The organism is Amnibacterium kyonggiense (genome assembly GCF_004364555.1).
Lineage (GTDB): Bacteria > Actinomycetota > Actinomycetes > Actinomycetales > Microbacteriaceae > Amnibacterium > Amnibacterium kyonggiense.
Map to the genome: position 1 here is coordinate 1,280,527 of NZ_SOAM01000001.1, position 15,133 is coordinate 1,295,659.

Annotated in this window: 19 protein-coding genes; 10 read left to right on the forward strand and 9 right to left on the reverse strand. The window is 74.2% G+C overall.

Translation table 11 applies throughout. The features are described 5' to 3' along the window. Positions 1 to 49: 49 nt before the first annotated feature. Together CLV52_RS06520 and CLV52_RS06525 are read right to left on the reverse strand one after the other, a co-directional pair. Entirely contained in the window at positions 50 to 1,108 is a 1,059-nt protein-coding gene (locus CLV52_RS06520; RefSeq protein WP_133765432.1) for an ABC transporter permease, read from the reverse strand. Beyond that, positions 1,105 to 2,019, reverse strand: a complete 915-nt coding sequence (locus tag CLV52_RS06525) for an ABC transporter ATP-binding protein (protein ID WP_133765433.1) — start codon at positions 2,017 to 2,019, stop codon at positions 1,105 to 1,107. The genes CLV52_RS06520 and CLV52_RS06525 overlap by 4 nt, the downstream gene beginning before the upstream one ends. Before the next feature lie 117 nt (positions 2,020 to 2,136). Here CLV52_RS06525 and CLV52_RS06530 point away from each other — a divergent pair, with 117 nt between their 5' ends. Together CLV52_RS06530 and hisS are read left to right on the forward strand one after the other, a co-directional pair. Further along, positions 2,137 to 2,565: a VOC family protein gene (locus CLV52_RS06530; protein ID WP_133765434.1), complete on the forward strand. Its 429-nt coding sequence runs from the start codon at positions 2,137 to 2,139 to the stop codon at positions 2,563 to 2,565. 34 nt (positions 2,566 to 2,599) lie between these two features. Then, entirely contained in the window at positions 2,600 to 3,826 is a 1,227-nt protein-coding gene (gene hisS / locus CLV52_RS06535) for a histidine--tRNA ligase (RefSeq protein ID WP_133765435.1), read from the forward strand. Positions 3,827 to 3,922: 96 nt separating this feature from the next. Here the strand turns inward: hisS and CLV52_RS18320 are convergent, their stop codons facing one another. Continuing rightward, positions 3,923 to 4,060: a hypothetical protein gene (locus CLV52_RS18320; protein WP_162850732.1), complete on the reverse strand. Its 138-nt coding sequence runs from the start codon at positions 4,058 to 4,060 to the stop codon at positions 3,923 to 3,925. Between the two features lie 188 nt (positions 4,061 to 4,248). Here CLV52_RS18320 and eno point away from each other — a divergent pair, with 188 nt between their 5' ends. The 4 genes from eno to CLV52_RS06555 all read left to right on the forward strand — a co-directional run bounded on the left by eno (position 4,249) and on the right by CLV52_RS06555 (position 8,064). Then, positions 4,249 to 5,529 carry a phosphopyruvate hydratase gene (gene eno / locus CLV52_RS06540; RefSeq protein WP_133765436.1) on the forward strand — a complete coding sequence of 427 codons (1,281 nt, stop codon included), beginning with the start codon at positions 4,249 to 4,251 and terminating at the stop codon, positions 5,527 to 5,529. Between the two features lie 88 nt (positions 5,530 to 5,617). Continuing rightward, entirely contained in the window at positions 5,618 to 6,034 is a 417-nt protein-coding gene (locus CLV52_RS06545) for a septum formation initiator family protein (protein WP_133765437.1), read from the forward strand. Positions 6,035 to 6,063: 29 nt separating this feature from the next. Continuing rightward, a complete protein-coding gene (locus CLV52_RS06550; RefSeq protein ID WP_133765876.1) occupies positions 6,064 to 6,546 on the forward strand; it encodes a DUF501 domain-containing protein in 483 nt (160 codons plus the stop codon). Between the two features lie 45 nt (positions 6,547 to 6,591). Further along, positions 6,592 to 8,064: an FAD-dependent oxidoreductase gene (locus CLV52_RS06555; RefSeq protein WP_133765438.1), complete on the forward strand. Its 1,473-nt coding sequence runs from the start codon at positions 6,592 to 6,594 to the stop codon at positions 8,062 to 8,064. A 67-nt stretch (positions 8,065 to 8,131) separates the two neighbouring features. Here CLV52_RS06555 and CLV52_RS06560 read toward each other — a convergent pair whose 3' ends face one another. Both CLV52_RS06560 and CLV52_RS06565 read right to left on the reverse strand, forming a co-directional pair. Further along, complete coding sequence (locus CLV52_RS06560; RefSeq protein ID WP_133765439.1) at positions 8,132 to 9,097, reverse strand: AraC family transcriptional regulator; 966 nt, start codon at positions 9,095 to 9,097, stop codon at positions 8,132 to 8,134. 61 nt (positions 9,098 to 9,158) lie between these two features. Beyond that, positions 9,159 to 10,085 carry a TolB family protein gene (locus CLV52_RS06565; protein WP_246017987.1) on the reverse strand — a complete coding sequence of 309 codons (927 nt, stop codon included), beginning with the start codon at positions 10,083 to 10,085 and terminating at the stop codon, positions 9,159 to 9,161. A gap of 82 nt (positions 10,086 to 10,167) precedes the next feature. On the opposite strand from CLV52_RS06565, the gene CLV52_RS06570 reads away from it, so the two are divergent. Continuing rightward, positions 10,168 to 10,818: an alpha/beta hydrolase gene (locus tag CLV52_RS06570; RefSeq protein ID WP_133765440.1), complete on the forward strand. Its 651-nt coding sequence runs from the start codon at positions 10,168 to 10,170 to the stop codon at positions 10,816 to 10,818. 4 nt (positions 10,819 to 10,822) lie between these two features. On the opposite strand, the gene CLV52_RS06575 is transcribed toward CLV52_RS06570, so the two are convergent. Beyond that, the gene (locus tag CLV52_RS06575; protein WP_133765441.1) at positions 10,823 to 11,347 is read right to left on the reverse strand and encodes a GIY-YIG nuclease family protein; all 525 of its coding nucleotides are present in this window, start codon (positions 11,345 to 11,347) and stop codon (positions 10,823 to 10,825) included. A 190-nt stretch (positions 11,348 to 11,537) separates the two neighbouring features. Here CLV52_RS06575 and CLV52_RS06580 point away from each other — a divergent pair, with 190 nt between their 5' ends. Next, complete coding sequence (locus CLV52_RS06580; protein WP_133765442.1) at positions 11,538 to 11,801, forward strand: hypothetical protein; 264 nt, start codon at positions 11,538 to 11,540, stop codon at positions 11,799 to 11,801. Positions 11,802 to 11,805: 4 nt separating this feature from the next. Here CLV52_RS06580 and CLV52_RS06585 read toward each other — a convergent pair whose 3' ends face one another. Together CLV52_RS06585 and CLV52_RS06590 are read right to left on the reverse strand one after the other, a co-directional pair. Then, entirely contained in the window at positions 11,806 to 13,209 is a 1,404-nt protein-coding gene (locus tag CLV52_RS06585; RefSeq protein WP_246017988.1) for an MFS transporter, read from the reverse strand. Between the two features lie 44 nt (positions 13,210 to 13,253). Beyond that, complete coding sequence (locus CLV52_RS06590) at positions 13,254 to 13,451, reverse strand: hypothetical protein (protein WP_133765443.1); 198 nt, start codon at positions 13,449 to 13,451, stop codon at positions 13,254 to 13,256. A 212-nt stretch (positions 13,452 to 13,663) separates the two neighbouring features. Here CLV52_RS06590 and CLV52_RS06595 point away from each other — a divergent pair, with 212 nt between their 5' ends. Then, entirely contained in the window at positions 13,664 to 14,149 is a 486-nt protein-coding gene (locus CLV52_RS06595; protein ID WP_133765444.1) for a DUF4126 domain-containing protein, read from the forward strand. Positions 14,150 to 14,444: 295 nt separating this feature from the next. Here CLV52_RS06595 and CLV52_RS18325 read toward each other — a convergent pair whose 3' ends face one another. Continuing rightward, complete coding sequence (locus CLV52_RS18325) at positions 14,445 to 14,618, reverse strand: hypothetical protein (RefSeq protein ID WP_162850733.1); 174 nt, start codon at positions 14,616 to 14,618, stop codon at positions 14,445 to 14,447. A 102-nt stretch (positions 14,619 to 14,720) separates the two neighbouring features. Here CLV52_RS18325 and CLV52_RS18330 point away from each other — a divergent pair, with 102 nt between their 5' ends. After that, positions 14,721 to 14,876: a hypothetical protein gene (locus CLV52_RS18330; protein ID WP_162850734.1), complete on the forward strand. Its 156-nt coding sequence runs from the start codon at positions 14,721 to 14,723 to the stop codon at positions 14,874 to 14,876. The last annotated feature ends 257 nt before the right edge of the window (positions 14,877 to 15,133 follow it).

Sequence of the window (15,133 nt, forward strand, 5' to 3'; positions counted from 1 at the left end):
CGCCGGGGTGGCGCTCATCGAGCCGATCCACGACCGGTGAGCGCGCGGATCAGGCGATGCGCGTGCCCCGGGCGAGGCGGCGGGCCGGGGTGCGGACGGCGCGCACCGCGGCGGCGAGCATCAGCAGCGCGAGGACCAGGTGGATCACGAGCCCCACCGTCCAGGTCGGCACCGTGCTGTCGACCACGGACTGCGGGGTGCTCGTGTCCTGCGTGTTCCTGCCCGGGTTGCAGTCGCTCTGGTAGGTCGAGCGGGCGATCGGGATCTGCACGCCGCGCTCGCTGAGCTTGATCGCCGCGAAGGCGTCCTTCGGGTTCCCGGTCGCGTCGAAGCGGCTCGGCACCGCGTCCGCGAGCACGACGTAGGGGTTCGCCGCGAGCAGGCCCCAGAGCCGGTCGTAGCTCGGCACGCTCGAGTGCACCACGGTCGGCGGGTCGCAGACGGCGCGGACGACCTCGCCGTCGTCGTTCACCGCGTCGGCCGAGTAGTTCTCGTACGTCGCGGTGACCCGGACCGGGAACGCGAGGCCGCCGAGCCCGAACGCGACGAGCGTGCCGAGCGAGAGCGCCGCGACGACGAGGTACGTCGTGACGACCGAGAAGATCGGTCGGGCGATGAGCGCGGACAGCCCGACGCCGACCGCGGCGATCACGCCGAGCTCGAGGACCGTGACCGCGAGGGCGGTGAACAGCACGGCGGGGTCCGCGCCGCCGAATCCAGCGGCGATCAGGAGGAACGGCACGGCGACGGCGAGGAAGGCGAGGGACGCGGTCCACGCGGCGAGGAACTTCCCGAGCACGAGCTGCCAGCCGCGGAGGAGCGTCACCTGCGTCGTCGCGAGCGTCCCGGCGTCGCGGTCGCCGTTGATCGCGCCGCCGGAGAGCGCGGGCGTGACGAGCGTGCCGAGCAGCAGCACGAAGAAGACGACGGCCGCGACGGCCTGCGGACCGCCGTCGCGGCCGAAGACGCCCGCGGTCGCGATGAGGAGGAACGTGACGCCGAGCAGCAGCAGCGCCGCGATCCCGAGCAGCACGTACCAGGCGGTGGAGCGGACGCGCTGCCGCAGCTCCAGGTCGACGACGGTGCCGACGGCGAGGACGGATCTCATGCGCGGGACTCCCGGGTCAGCTCGAGGAACGTGCGCTCCATGTCGCCCGCAGCGGGCGCGAACGCGACCACCCGCACGCCGTCCCGCACCAGCGCGGCGAGCAGGTCCGCGGCGCCGCCCTCGTCGCGGACGGGCACGAGGCGTCCGAGGTGGTCCGCGGTGACGTCGTCGCGGCCCGCGAGCGCGGCGTCGAGCGCGCCCGGGTCCTCGGCCCGCACCCGCCAGAGCCGCGGGGCGTCGCGCAGCGCCTCCACCCGGTCCGGGTCGACGGTCGCGCCCGCCTGCACGTAGACGGCGTCGTCGGCCATCTCCTCGAGCTCGGCGAGCACGTGGCTGGAGACGAGCACGGTGCGCCCCTCGGCGGCGAGCGCGCGGACGAGGACGCGGAGGTCGACGCGCGCCTCCGGGTCGAGCCCGCTCGCCGGCTCGTCGAGGAGCAGCACGGCCGGGTCGTGCACGAGCGCGCGGGCGAGGCTCATCCGCTGCTTCTGGCCGCGGGACAGCACCCGCGTCGGCTGGTCGGCGAGGTCCCCGAGGTGCACGAGCTCGATCAGCTCGGCCGCCCGCGCCGCCGCGCGCGGCTTCGGCAGCCCGTAGAGGCGGCCGGTGAGCTCGAGCGTCGCGCGGGTCGTCAGCGCGGACCACGAGCCGAGCACGTCCGGCATCCAGCCGATGATCGAGCGGACGCCGACGGGGTCCCGCACCGGGTCGAGCCCGCCGATCCGGATCGACCCGGCGTCCGGCGCGAGCAGCGTCGCGAGCATGAGCAGCAGCGTCGTCTTCCCCGAGCCGTTCGGGCCGATCAGCCCGGTGACGCGGCCGGGAGCGGCGGAGAAGGTCATGTCGCGCACGGCGTGCGTCGACCCGAAGGACCGGCGCACCCCCTCGACGACGAGGCCGGCGGGATCCATGGGAGGACCGTAGCGACGGCGCAGGGCCCGCAGCCTCATCCTGCAGGGGGAACCGGGGGTGGCATCGGGAGCGGGTGGACCCGACACGCCGTCGGCTCCCGGCCCTAGGGTGCGGGCGTGGACATCCGGTTCATCGCGGGCTTCGGGCCGATCACGCGCTCCGGCGAGGCGGGTCTCGCGTTCTGGGCGTCCGCGCTCGGGCTGCGGTTCGACGAGATGGCGCCCGACCACCACCACGCCCACGAGCTGCCCGGCGCGAACGTGTTCGGGCTCTGGCCGCTCGCGCAGGCCGCCGCGGCGACGTTCGGGGTCGAGGAGTGGCCCGCCGACCGCCCCGTGCCGCAGGCGTGGGTGGAGTTCGAGATGGTCAGCCCGGAGGCGGTGGAGGCGGGCGCGGTCGAGCTCGTCGAGGGCGGCCACGAGGTCCTCCGCGGCGCGCACCAGGAGCCGTGGGGGCAGTGGGTCGCGCGCCTCCAGAGCCCGGAGGGGCTCCTCGTGGGGCTCTCCTACCTGCGCGACTTCCACCCGGAGGCGGCCATCCGCTGAGGTCCTCCTCTCCGCTCCTGGGAGAATCGCTCCCGTGGCAGCACCGGTGAACCCGCCTCGCGGCATGCGCGACCTCCTCCCCGTCGAGAAGGCGAAGCGCGAGCACGCGCTCGCCGTCATCCGCGCGGTGTACCGCAGCCACGGGTTCGACGAGATCGAGGCGCCGGCGCTCGAGGACTGGGATCGGCTGCACGCCGGCCTCGGCGGCGACAACGAGAAGCTGTCGTTCAGCGTGCTGAGGCGTGGGATCGGCCGCGAGCAGCTGGCGCAGGCGGAGGACGTCGCGGCGGTCGCGGACCTCGGGCTCCGGTACGACCTGACCGTGCCGCTCGCGCGGTTCTACGCGACGAACCAGGCGGCGCTGCCGACGGTCTTCCGGGCGGTGCAGATCGGCCCGGTCTGGCGCGCGGAGCGTCCGCAGAAGGGCCGGTACCGTCAGTTCGTCCAGTGCGACATCGACATCCTGGGGGAGGCGGGCCCGATCGCGGAGCTCGAGCTCATCGGCGCGACCGCCGCGGCGCTCGACGCGCTCGGCATCGAGGGTGCATCGGTGCGGGTCAACGACCGACGGATCCTCAACCGGCTGCTGCTCACGTGGGGCGTCGAGGTCGAGTCGGCCTCCGCAGCGCTCATCACGATCGACAAGCTCGACAAGATCGGCGTCGCCGGCGTCGTCGCCGAGCTGGGCGAGCAGGGTGTCGACACCGCGGGCCTCGACCGCGCCTTCGGGGAGCTCGCGACCGCCGGCTGGGACCTCGCGGTCGACCCGCCCGCCTGGCTCGACGTCGAGGCGTACACGGATCTCCTCGCGCTGAAGGACGCGCTGCCGGAGGTGGAGCTCGTCTTCGACCCGACGCTCGTGCGCGGCATGGGGTACTACACGGGGACGATCTTCGAGATCGCGCACCCCTCGTCGACGTCGTCGCTCGGCGGCGGCGGGCGGTACGACGGCATGATCGGCCGCTTCCTGGGCCGGGAGGTGCCGGCGGTGGGCTTCTCGATCGGCTTCGAGCGCATCATCGACCTCCTGCCCGACCGCGTCGGCGAATCCGTTGCGACCGCCCTGCTCCACGACGCGGACGTGCCCGCGTCGGTGCTCCTCGCCGCGAAGCGGCGGGTGCAGGAGGAGGGCGGTCGGGTCCGCCTCGAGCGCGCCCGGAAGAACCGCCGCGCGCAGCTCGACGCGCTCGCGGCGGACGGCTTCACCCGCTTCGCGACGGTCACCGCGGACGGCGTCGGCGAGCTCCGCGACCTCTCCTGAGCTTTCACGGATCAGGACGGATGGGCCGACACGCCGCGGATCGGTGGGGCCGGAACGGCGTGTCGCCGAATCCGTCCTGATCCGTGCAACGAGGCGTCAGCCCAGGAGGCGCTTCGGCGCGGAGTGCCGCCACGACGCGTCGAGCCAGCCCTTCCCGCCGAGGTAGGCGAGCGCGACCTCGCGGACGCGCGCGAGCCACGGGTCGTCGGCGTCGAACATGATCGGGTGCTCCACGCGCCGATGCTCGCGGATCCGGAGATCCTGCGCGACACCCCGCACGCGACGCGGTCCTGCCGGGGTGTCGCCGAAGATCTCCGGATCCGCGAGCGTTCGACTGCTGTTCGGAATGGGATCCACCGCCCTCAGTAGGCTTGACGGCGGCCGCGGAGCCGTGCGGCCGCCGCAGCAGAGGAGACCCTTCAATGGCCGCCATCGACACCATCGACGCCCGCGAGATCCTGGACTCGCGCGGCAACCCGACCGTCGAGGTCGAGGTCCTGCTGGAGGACGGCGTGGTCGCCCGCGCCGCCGTGCCCTCCGGCGCCTCCACCGGCGCGTTCGAAGCCTACGAGCTCCGGGACGGCGACAAGAAGCGCTACGGCGGCAAGGGCGTCGAGAAGGCGGTCGCCGCCGTCATCGACGAGCTCGGCCCCGCCGTCGAGGGCATCGACGCCGCCGACCAGCGCATCGTCGACGCCGCCCTCATCGCCGCCGACGGCTCGAAGAACAAGTCGGAGCTCGGCGCGAACGCGATCCTCGGCGTCAGCCTCGCCGTCGCGAAGGCGGCCGCCGCCTCGGCCGAGCTGCCGCTCTTCCGCTACATCGGCGGCCCGAACGCCCACGTGCTGCCGGTCCCGATGATGAACGTGATCAACGGCGGCTCCCACGCGGAGTCGAACGTCGACATCCAGGAGTTCATGATCCTGCCGGTCGGCGCGGAGTCGTTCCGCGAGGCCCTCCGCTGGGGCGCCGAGACGTACCACGTGCTCAAGGGCCTCATGACGAAGCAGGGCCTCTCCACCGGTCTCGGCGACGAGGGCGGCTTCGCGCCGAACCTCCCGAGCAACCGCGCGGCGCTCGACCTCCTGATGGAGGCGATCCAGGCCGCGGGCTTCACCCCGGGCAAGGACATCGCGCTCGCGCTCGACGTGGCGTCCACGGAGTTCTTCGAGGGCGGCTCCTACACGTTCGAGGGGCAGAAGAAGTCCGGTGCGGACATGTCGTCCTACTACGAGGACCTCGTCGCGAGCTACCCGCTCGTGTCCATCGAGGACCCGCTGGCCGAGGACGACTGGGAGGGCTGGGCGACGCTCACCGCCGACATCGGCGACAAGGTCCAGATCGTCGGCGACGACCTGTTCGTGACGAACCCCGAGCGCCTCGCCAAGGGCCTCCAGCTGAAGGCCGCGAACTCGATCCTCGTCAAGGTGAACCAGATCGGCACGCTCACGGAGACGCTCGACGCGGTCGCGCTGGCGCAGCGCAGCGGCTACACCGCGATCCTGTCGCACCGCTCCGGCGAGACGGAGGACACGACGATCGCCGACCTCGCGGTCGCGGTCGACGGCGGCCAGATCAAGACCGGTGCGCCCGCCCGCAGCGAGCGCGTCGCGAAGTACAACCAGCTGCTCCGCATCGAGGAGGAGCTCGGCGAGGCCGCGGTCTACGCGGGCCGCAGCGCCTTCCCGCGCTTCCAGGGCTGATCGCGCGGCGACCGGGCCCCGCGGCGCGCCCGCGGGGCCCGGTCCGAGCGCCGAATAGACTCGGCGACTCGGATCGGGAGGTCGCAGGATGAGCGGAGCCGCGGAGAGCGCTCGCGCGCCGCGCGTGCGCGTGCCGGCAGCCGCGATCGCGGCGCTCGTGCTGCTCGTGCTCGGCGTGCTCTCGCTGGCTCCCGCGGTGAGCACCTACCTCGCCCAGCAGCGAGCCGTCGCGGATGCGGAGGCGCGCGTGGCGAGCCAGGAGGCGGACCTGAAGTCCCTCGACGCGCAGCGCGCCCGCTGGGACGACCCGGCCTACGTCCGCGCGCAGGCGGGCAGCCGCCTCTTCTACGTCACACCCGGTACGTCCGCGTACCGGGTGATCCATTCGACGGCGGGCGACGAGCCGACGCCGGCGGCCTCCGCGCGGGCGGACGCGACCCCGTGGACGGACGCGCTGCTGCAGTCCCTCGTCGCCGCGGGCACGACGACCGAGCCGGCCCGGTGACGCCCGCGACCGCAGCCGACCTCGCGACGATGACCGCCCAGCTGGGCCGGCCCGTGCGCGACGTCGTCGGCGTCGCCGCGCGCACGCTCGACGGCACCCCGGCCGTCGTCAGCACCGCGCCGCGGCTCGCGGACGGCACGCCGTTCCCGACCTTCTACTACCTGACGCACCCGGCGCTCGTCGCGGCGGTGTCGCGGCTCGAGGCCGCCGGGGTCATGCGCGAGTGGAGCGACCTCGTCGCGCCGGACGGTCCGTTCGCGGCGCAGCACGCCGCCGCGCACGCCGCCTACCTCGCGGACCGCACCGCGGTCGACGACGTGCCCGAGCTCGCGGGCGTGAGCGCGGGCGGCATGCCGACGCGCGTGAAGTGCCTCCACGCGCTCGCGGGCCACGCCCTCGCCGCAGGGCCGGGCGTGAATCCGATCGGCGACCTCGCGCTCGCGGGGGCGGCGGCCGCCGAGCCCGCCGTGCGGGCGCTGATCGGTCCCTGGCCGGCTCCCGTGCCCCGGTAGCATCGCAGGCTGAAGACCGACCGCATCGAAGGGAACCGCCCACTCGTGACTCGCATCCTCATCGTCGGCGGCGGCTACGCCGGCTTCTACACCGCGTGGAAGCTGGAGAAGTGGCTCTCCGCCAAGGAGGCCGAGATCGTCGTCGTCGATCCGCTCTCGTACCTGACCTACCAGCCGTTCCTCCCGGAGGTCGTCGGCGGCGCCATCGAGCCCCGCCACGCGGTCGTCGACCAGCGCAAGCACCTGAAGCGCACGCGCGTCATCACGGCGAAGGTCACGAGGATCGACCACGCGGCGAAGGCCGTCGAGATCACCCCCGCCGTGGGTGACGCGTGGACGATGTCGTACGACCAGATCGTCGTCACGGCCGGCTCCGTGTCCCGCACCTTCCCGATCCCGGGCGTCGCCGACGAGGCGATCGGCCTGAAGACGATCGAGGAGGCCGTCGCGATCCGCGACCGGATCGTCCGCAACTTCGAGCTCGCGGCGAACCTGCCCGCCGGGCCCGCCCGCGACCGGCTGCTCACCTTCGTGGTGGTCGGCGGCGGCTTCGCCGGCATCGAGGTCTTCGGCGAGATGCGCTCGCTCGCGTCCGCGCTCCTCGCGCGGTACCCGCAGCTGACGTTCGACGACACCCACTTCCACCTGATCGAGGCGATGGGCCGGATCATGCCGGAGGTGTCGCTGCCGACGTCGCACTGGGTGCTGAAGAACTACGCCGAGCGCGGCGCGAACGTCCACCTGGACACGCAGCTGAAGGACGCGACCGGCGGCGTGATCCAGCTGTCGACGGGGGAGACGTTCGAGTCCGACGTCATCGTCTGGACGGCCGGCGTGATGGCCTCCCCGATGCTCCGCAACACCGACCTCCCGACGGAGGAGCGCGGCCGCCTGCGCGTCAAGGCCGACCTCCGCGTCGTGACCGCGGACGGCGACGTCGTGCCGGACGCGTGGGGCGCGGGCGACGTCTCGGCCGTCCCGGACCTCACCGGCAAGGGCGTAGGCGGCTTCTGCGTGCCGAACGCGCAGCACGCCGTCCGCCAGGGCAAGCAGCTCGCGAAGAACATCACCGCCAGCCTCCGCGGCGAGGGCCTGAAGGACTACTACCACGAGAGCCTCGGCGCGGTCGCGGGTCTCGGGCTCTACGTCGGCGCGTTCCAGTCCGGCAAGATCGCGGTGAAGGGCTTCCCGGCCTGGGTGATGCACCGCGGGTACCACGGCCTCGCGATCCCGACGTGGGAGCGCAAGATCCGCGTCATCGGCAACTGGGCGCTGAACTTCGTGCTGGGCCGCGACATGGTGCAGCTGATCGAGCGCGAGCGTCCGCGCGTCGCGTTCGAGACGTTCGCCTCCCGGCCGAAGCCGCCGGTCGCGGCGACGCCGGAGCCCGAGGCGGAGGCGCCGAAGCGTGCGCCGCGCGCCCGCAAGAAGCCGGAGGCGGAGCCGGCCCTGCCGGGCGCCAAGGGCGTGGAGGCCCCCGTCTACGCGAACCCCGCGCCGGAGCCCGCCAAGAAGTAGCCCCCGGGTCCACGGGATGCGGAGATCCGCGGCGCGCTGCGTCGCGGATCCCCGCATCCGTGCACCGTCAGCGGACCAGGGTGTCACCCGGTGCCTCGCCGAAGCGCGACGCGTAGCGCTCCCGGAAGCGGCGGGTGTGCGCGAAGCCCCAGCGGAGCGCGACGGCGTCCACGTCGGCGCCGGCGTCCTCCGGCGCCATGGCGCGCAGCTCGTCCCGGACCGCGTGCAGCCGCACCTCGCGGAGGTGCGCCATGGGCGTCGTCCCGAGGTCGCGCTGGAACGCCGCGTAGAGCCCGCGCGGGCTGAGCCGCGCCGCCTCGGCGATCTCGACGACGGTGACGGGTTCCGCCGCGTGGTCGTCGACGTACTGCAGCGCGCGGCGCAGCGCCGCGCCGCGGGGGCCGGTCACATCGCGCCGGTGCACGGCGTCGAGCGTCGTGTTCGGGAACGTCCGGAGCAGGAGGGCGATCACGAGGTCGACGAGCTCGACCCGCGCGAGCGCCGCGCCCGGACCGTCCGCGAGCGCCTCCGTCATCCGCGCCGCGTAGGCCGTCGTGTCCCGCCACGCCTGGTCCATCGCCGGGTCGAACGGGGCGGTGCCGGTGAAGCGCAGCTCAAACCCGTCGACCCCGGTGATCGCGCTCGCGCGCTGCTCGACGGCGCTCCGAGTGATGCCCAGGTTGGCCATGTCGAGCTGCTCGAGGTCCGCGTGCACCGGTTCCGGGTAGAGGAACGGCCGCGTCGTGTCGACCTCCTCCCACCGACCCCGCATCCGCATCCGGCCACCGAGGACGACGCCGGTGAGGATCAGCGGCTCGGCGTCCGCGGTGCCGCGGCTGCCGCCGTCCGCCCCCGTGATCGACCACCGCGCGGTGATGAGCTCGCCGGTCCGAGCGCAGCGCAGCGCGAACGACGGCTCCTCGTGATCGGCCCGCCGCAGGTCGCTCTCGCCGAACGTCTCGCACAGCGTCTGGATCGCCTCGTCGAGATCGGTCGTGCGAACGGAGCGACGCTCCACGGCACCGGTGCCCATGGACTGACCGTACGGAGCGAGATGCCTCGTTCGCTGAGAGACCCCTCGGGACCGTTCCGGCTCAGGCGGCCATCGGGTAGTCGACGAACGCGAACGCGGAGCCGTCGGGCGCCCAGCTGTTCACGTTGATCGTGCCCTGGCCGCCGAAGAGCTCGGCGACGACCCGGCCTTCTTCCCACCGGTCGTCCTCCACCAGCACGAGCCGGACGTCGCGATCCGCGGGGTGGCCGGCCGTGCCGTCCGGGAAGCTGAGGTACACGGCCAGGCCGCCGGTCGGGGCGAGGTGCGGGAACCAGTCGACGCGGTCCGTGGAGGTCAGCCGCTCGAGCCCGGACCCGTCCGGCCGGATGCGCGCGATCTGCGCCCGGCCCGGCGTCAGCTGCTCGGTGTTCAGGTAGATCCAGGCGCCGTCGGGGCTGTACTCGCAGCCGTCGGCGGGCCCGGGGTGCGTGGTCACGGCGCGGTCGCCGCGGCCGTCGGCGCCGATCTCGTGGATCGTCGCGCTCGCCCACGGGTTCCCGTCCGCCGGTTCGAGCCGCACGTAGGCGAGCGTGCGCCCGTCGGGGGAGACGCCGTGGAGGAAGTGCAGCGGCCCCTCCTCGCTCGTGATGCGTCGGGCGGTACCGCCAGCGAGCGGCGCCTCGTACAGGTGCGCGTCGTCCGCGGAGAGGAAGATCCGGTCGGCCGTCGGGTCGAGCACGTGGTCGTTGTTCAGCGCGGGGACGCCGTCGATCGGGATCCGCTCGGGCGCCGCGGAGCCGTCCGCGGGCAGCGACCAGAGGACGCCCTCGCCGTTCACGACGAGCCGCCCCTCGCGGGTCCAGTTCGGCGCCTCGAAGAGCACCGCGGTCGTCTCGTGCACGGTCCGCACCGTGCCGGACGCGACGTCGAAGACGCGGATCCGGCAGTGCTGCCCGGGTCGGAGCCGGCGCTCCTCGGGCTCGTCGCGCTCGGCGGTCCCGGTGGGCACGGTCTCGCTGTCGGGCACGCGGGCCTCCGTCCTCGGTCGGGCCTCGAATCTACGGCGGCGATACTCGGAGCATGGACGACGACCGCCCGGACCCGGCCCGATGACGGACGCGCTGCTCCACGCCGTCGGCGGCGCCACCTGGGCCGAGGCGTCGCCGACCGCGCCGGTGGTCGTCCTCCTGCTGCACGGGTACGGGTCGCACGAGCGCGACCTGGTGCCGATCGTCACGGAGGTCGGCGTCACCGCGCCCTGGGCGTCGCTGCGCGCACCGCTCGAGCTCGGTGACGGCGGCGCCGCCTGGTTCGCGATCGAGACGCTCGGCGACCCGCCCGCAGCGCCGGTCGAGGCCGCGACCGCCGCGATCTGGGAGTGGGTCGACGCGCACGTGCCGGCGACCGCCCGGGTCCTGCCGATCGGGTTCTCGCAGGGCGGCTTCATGGCCACCCAGCTGCTGCGCACCCGGCCCGACCGCGTCGTGGCCCCGGTCGTGCTCGCGGGGTTCGTGCTCGGTGCGCCGCAGCCCGCGGACGAGCGCCTCGCCGCCGATCGGCCGGCGCTGTTCTGGGGCCGCGGCGACGCCGACCGGGTGATCCCCGTCGAGGCCGTCGAGCGCGCGGGGTCGTTCCTCCGGGCGAGCTCGACGCTCGTGGAGCGGGTCTACCCGGGGCTCGGGCACGGGGTCGGCGCCGCGGAGGTCGCCGACGTGCGCGCCTTCATCGCCGAGCAGCTGGGCGCGGACGCGATCGGGTGAGCGATCAGCGGGTCGCGGTCGCCTCGGCGACCCACCGCCGCCAGCGGTCCCAGGGGTCGACGCCGCCCGCCAGGACGTCGATGTGCGCGAGCAGGCGGTCCGACGCGGCGAACCACTCGCTCGAGCCGCCGCGCTCCTCCGCGAACTCCCGGTGCCGACGCTGCTCGAGCCGACGGTCGCCGCGCTCGAACGCGAGCACCTCCTCGTGCCGGATCGCGGTGAACCGCTGTCGCGGGTTCGCGGTCGTGCCGATCTTCACCTGGTCGGCCCAGCGCAGGTAGTACACGACGTCGACGCGGGGCGGCGGCAGCTCGCCGTCCGGGTGCTCCCCGTACGGCCACTCGCACACGGCGCAGCTGCGGCCCGTCGCGAACCGCACGCCGAGCCGCGATCCGCAGAGCCGGCACGGCTCCGGCAGGGCGTCCGCGACGCCGGCGACGGAGCCGTGCGCCTCCGCCGCGACGGCCAGGTGGTCGGCGCAGAGCGGGATGAGCTCCGGATGCTCCGCCGGCGACGGGCAGGCTGGCACGGCGCAGCGCGCGGGATCGGGGGACGGTTCGAGGATGCGCCATCGTAGGAGCGCCCCTCCGACAGCGCCCGGCCATCGCGTCGGGACGCCGTCTCCGACCCGCGGGTCCGTGCACGCCGACGCCCGGCTCGCGAACGCCTCCCAGGCGGGTGGGCGCACACTCGTGCACCGAGGACTTGAGGGGACCCGAGTGAACATCGCCGACCTCGTGAGCAGCGAACCGCCCGAGCAGCGGAACATCGGCATCCGGTACGAGGACCGACTGCATCTCATCAGCGACGCCAAGCGCATCTACCTCGAGCTCGGGATCGCGTGCGAGCTGCACGACCTGTCGATCAGCTACGCGGTCCCGAAGCACGCCTCCCGCTGGTACGCCGGCGCCTTCGAGCGGCTGACCGGGCACCCCGCGTTCAACGAGTGGGACGACGCGCCAGCGACGCGACGCAGCGCCTGACGCGTCAGCGCGCGGCGACCGCCGCGCCCGCGTGCCGGGGGAGCAGGAGGGTCTCCGCGATCGGCACGAGCAGCAGGACCGCGATCGCGGCGAACGCCCACCGGTAGCCGAGCGAGTCCGCGCCCGGGGCGACCGCCTCCGCGACGGCGACCGTGGACCGCACGGCGAGCGCGGCGACCGCGACGCCGAACCCGATCGCGATCTGCTGCACCGTCGCCGCGACGGTGTTCGCGCCGGACGTGAGCCCGGCGGGCACGTCGGCGAACTGCAGCGAGTTGTACGCGGTGAAGCCGATCGAGCGGAATGCGCCGCCCACCAGCAGCAGGAGCGCGATGACCGGCAGCGGCGTGCTCGCGTCCACCGGGACGAAGGCGACGGCGAGCAGCGCGCCCGCGACGTTCGAGCCGACGATCGTCGTCCGGAAGCCGAACCGGCGGATGATCCGCGTCGTGAACGGCTTGATCCCGATGTTGCCGACGAAGACGGCGACCACGAGCGCGCCGGCGAGGGATGCGGACCAGCCGAACCCGACCTGGAACAGGAGCGTGTACAGGAACGGGAGGGCGGACACGACGAGCCGGTAGATCCCGCCGCCGAGGTTGCTCGCCCGGAAGGTGGGGATGCCGAGGGCTCGGAAGCTCAGGAGCGGGTGCGCCGCGCGGCGCATCCACCCGACCGCGCCCGCGATCGCCGCCATCGCGACGGCGAGCAGCAGGACGGTGGCCGGGCGCAGCGGCGCGTCCCCGCCGAGCGCTTCGAGGCCGGCGAGGAGGCTCACCAGACCGACGCCGAGCAGCGCGAAGCCGACGACGTCGAAGCCGCGGTGGTCGCGGTCCGCGCTCCGCGGCACGAGGCGGAGGCCGGCGAGCAGCAGGACCGCGCCGATCGGCACGTTCATGAGGAACACCCACCGCCAGCCGACGGTGTCGGTGAGGACACCGCCGAGCGCCGGTGCGATCACCGGCGCGAGCAGCCCCGGCCAGGTCAGGTAGGCGATCGCGGCGATGAGGTCCCGCTGCCGGGTCGCGCGGAGCACCGCGAGCCGTCCGACGGGCACCATGAACGCGCCCGCCACGCCCTGCACGACGCGGAGGACGCAGAGCGCCACGAGATCGCCCGTGAGCCCGCAGGCGAGCGATGCGACCGCGAAGAGGACGATCGCAACGAGGAAGACCCGCCGCGTCCCGAGCCGGTCCGCCACCCAGCCGCCGAGCGGCACGCTGACGGCGACCGAGAGCAGGTACGCGGTGATCGCGGTGTTCGCGTCGACGGCCGGGACGCCGAAGTCACGGCCGATCGCGGGGAGCGCCGTCTGGACGATCGTGCCGTCCAGGTTCTCCATGAAGTAGGCCCCGGCCATGAGCACCGCGAGCGGCCGGTCGAGCCCGCCGGCTTCGGTGTCGCGCACCGCTCAACGCTAGGGCCGCGGCCGGTCCGCGCCCGCCGCCGCGCTCAGTCCTCGAGGTCGCCCGGGTCCTCCGGCTCGGCCTCGGTCTCGGGGAGCCGGTCGCGGAGCTCGTCCGCCATCGCCCCGGGGCCCTCGTCGCCGTGGTCGGCCTCGACCTGCTCGATGAGGCCGGACAGCTTCTCCCGGTCGCTCGCGTCGTCGCTGCCGGCCATCACGGGTTCGGACTGCGTGCTGTCGCTCATCCCGGGACCGTACGCGGACGACCTGGGCGCTCCGGCCCTCGTGCGGCTCATCCGTGCTGATGAGGCCCGGCTCCGAGCTGCACCAGTCCGTTCCGGCCGCATCAGTGCATTCGGACCGCACGCCCATCGCGAGCCGAGAGACCGGGACGGGCCTCCCAGAGCGGCACCCGTATGGTCCAGCGGAGACCGGATCGACCGAAGGGGACTCCCGCATGGCCAGCAGCACCACGATCCCGCTTCCCGCACGGTCCGCGCTGCTCGGCGTGCTCGCCGGGGCGCGATCGATGACGCCGCTCGCGGTGCTCGTGCTGAATCACCACCGCCCGTCGCTCGCGGGCGCCTGGCAGACGTGGCCCGTGCTCCGGGAGCCGGCCGGGCGGCTCGCGATCGTGCTGGCCGCCGCGGGGGAGCTGGTCGTGGACAAGCTGCCCGCCACGCCCTCCCGCACGAAGCCGGGCCCGCTCCTCGGCCGCATCGGCTCGGGCGCGCTGGTCGGCGCGGCGCTCGCCACGACCGGCCGCGGCGAGCACGTCAACACCGGCGCCGTGCTCGGCGCGATCGGCGGCCTCGTGGGCACCCTCGCCGGCGCGGCCCTCCGGACCGGTGGCCAGCAGACCGGGCTTCCCGACGCCGTGTTCGCCGTCGTGGAGGACGCCGCCACGATCACCTGCGCGCTCGCGATGGTCTCGGCGGAGTAGGCGCCGCCGTCGACGGCGACGTCGACGGCGGCGCGGCACGCCGCCGCGAGCAGCGGCACGAGACGCTCGATCCCGGCGTCGGCGCGGGAGGTAGCCCGGCGCACGGCGCTGATGCGGCGATGCAGGCCTCCTCGCGGCCGCACCAGGCGGACGCCGGGCGGCGTCGACGCCACCGCGAGATCGGGGACGAGTGCGACACCGGCCCCGGCGGCCACGAGGCGGTGAGCGCGCCGTCGGGGCCCACGCGCGCGACCGGGACGACCGCCGGGCCGGAGGGATCCGACCCGGGCCGGGCTCAGCTCCGGGGGCGGCCGAGGAGGATGCCGGACACGATCATCGTGCCGAGCAGGGCGACGCACGCGAGCACGCGATCCGGGTCGGGGCTGAGCGTCCAGCGCGGCCGGACCGCGTACCCGGCGAACGGCTGCGCCTGCACGCGTTCGAGGGTGGACAGGTCTCGGACGGGCATCGCGCGATGCTACGACCCCGGATCGCGGACGACCACCGCTCCGGCCGGACGCGGATCGGGCTCGGGGCGCACGATCAGCGGATCATGGGCCACCATGGATGCATGACCCGGCTCGATCCCGACGACCTGAGCGGCGAGGCCAGCTACTCGGTCCGGCGGGAGACGCCGGGGCAGGTGCTCTGGAACCGCATCAGCGTGACCGGTGGCCTCTTCGCCACCGCGATGGTCTCCGCATTGCTGCTGGGGCGCAAGCGCTGATCCGCTGACGGAAGCCTGCGGCGGGTCGGCTCGGTCGCCCCGCGGGGCAGTCCCTCGTCGTCCGACGATCGGGGCGCCGGCGCGCGCAGGAGCACGCCGGCGCGGACCGTACTCCTCCACGCGGGCGCTCCCTGGCAGGGCGCTGACGATCGAGGGACGCGCGACGCGGACCGTTGACATCCGTCGATCGTCCGATGAATCTCGTTCATGCCAGGTATACGTCATACCTGTCGACGGCGAAGGAGCAGAGTCGATGA

What these genes read in the sequence shown, in the direction of transcription:
- CLV52_RS06520 (WP_133765432.1), bottom strand. Translation starts at nt 1,108, where the DNA reads ATGAGATCCGTCCTCGCCGTCGGCACCGTCGTCGACCTGGAGCTGCGG.
- CLV52_RS06525 (WP_133765433.1), bottom strand. Translation starts at nt 2,019, where the DNA reads ATGGATCCCGCCGGCCTCGTCGTCGAGGGGGTGCGCCGGTCCTTCGGG.
- eno (WP_133765436.1), top strand. Translation starts at nt 4,249, where the DNA reads ATGGCCGCCATCGACACCATCGACGCCCGCGAGATCCTGGACTCGCGC.
- CLV52_RS06545 (WP_133765437.1), top strand. Translation starts at nt 5,618, where the DNA reads ATGAGCGGAGCCGCGGAGAGCGCTCGCGCGCCGCGCGTGCGCGTGCCG.
- CLV52_RS06550 (WP_133765876.1), top strand. Translation starts at nt 6,064, where the DNA reads ATGACCGCCCAGCTGGGCCGGCCCGTGCGCGACGTCGTCGGCGTCGCC.
- CLV52_RS06560 (WP_133765439.1), bottom strand. Translation starts at nt 9,097, where the DNA reads ATGGGCACCGGTGCCGTGGAGCGTCGCTCCGTTCGCACGACCGATCTC.
- CLV52_RS06570 (WP_133765440.1), top strand. Translation starts at nt 10,168, where the DNA reads ATGACGGACGCGCTGCTCCACGCCGTCGGCGGCGCCACCTGGGCCGAG.
- CLV52_RS06590 (WP_133765443.1), bottom strand. Translation starts at nt 13,451, where the DNA reads ATGAGCGACAGCACGCAGTCCGAACCCGTGATGGCCGGCAGCGACGAC.
- CLV52_RS06595 (WP_133765444.1), top strand. Translation starts at nt 13,664, where the DNA reads ATGGCCAGCAGCACCACGATCCCGCTTCCCGCACGGTCCGCGCTGCTC.
- CLV52_RS18325 (WP_162850733.1), bottom strand. Translation starts at nt 14,618, where the DNA reads ATGCCCGTCCGAGACCTGTCCACCCTCGAACGCGTGCAGGCGCAGCCG.
- CLV52_RS18330 (WP_162850734.1), top strand. Translation starts at nt 14,721, where the DNA reads ATGACCCGGCTCGATCCCGACGACCTGAGCGGCGAGGCCAGCTACTCG.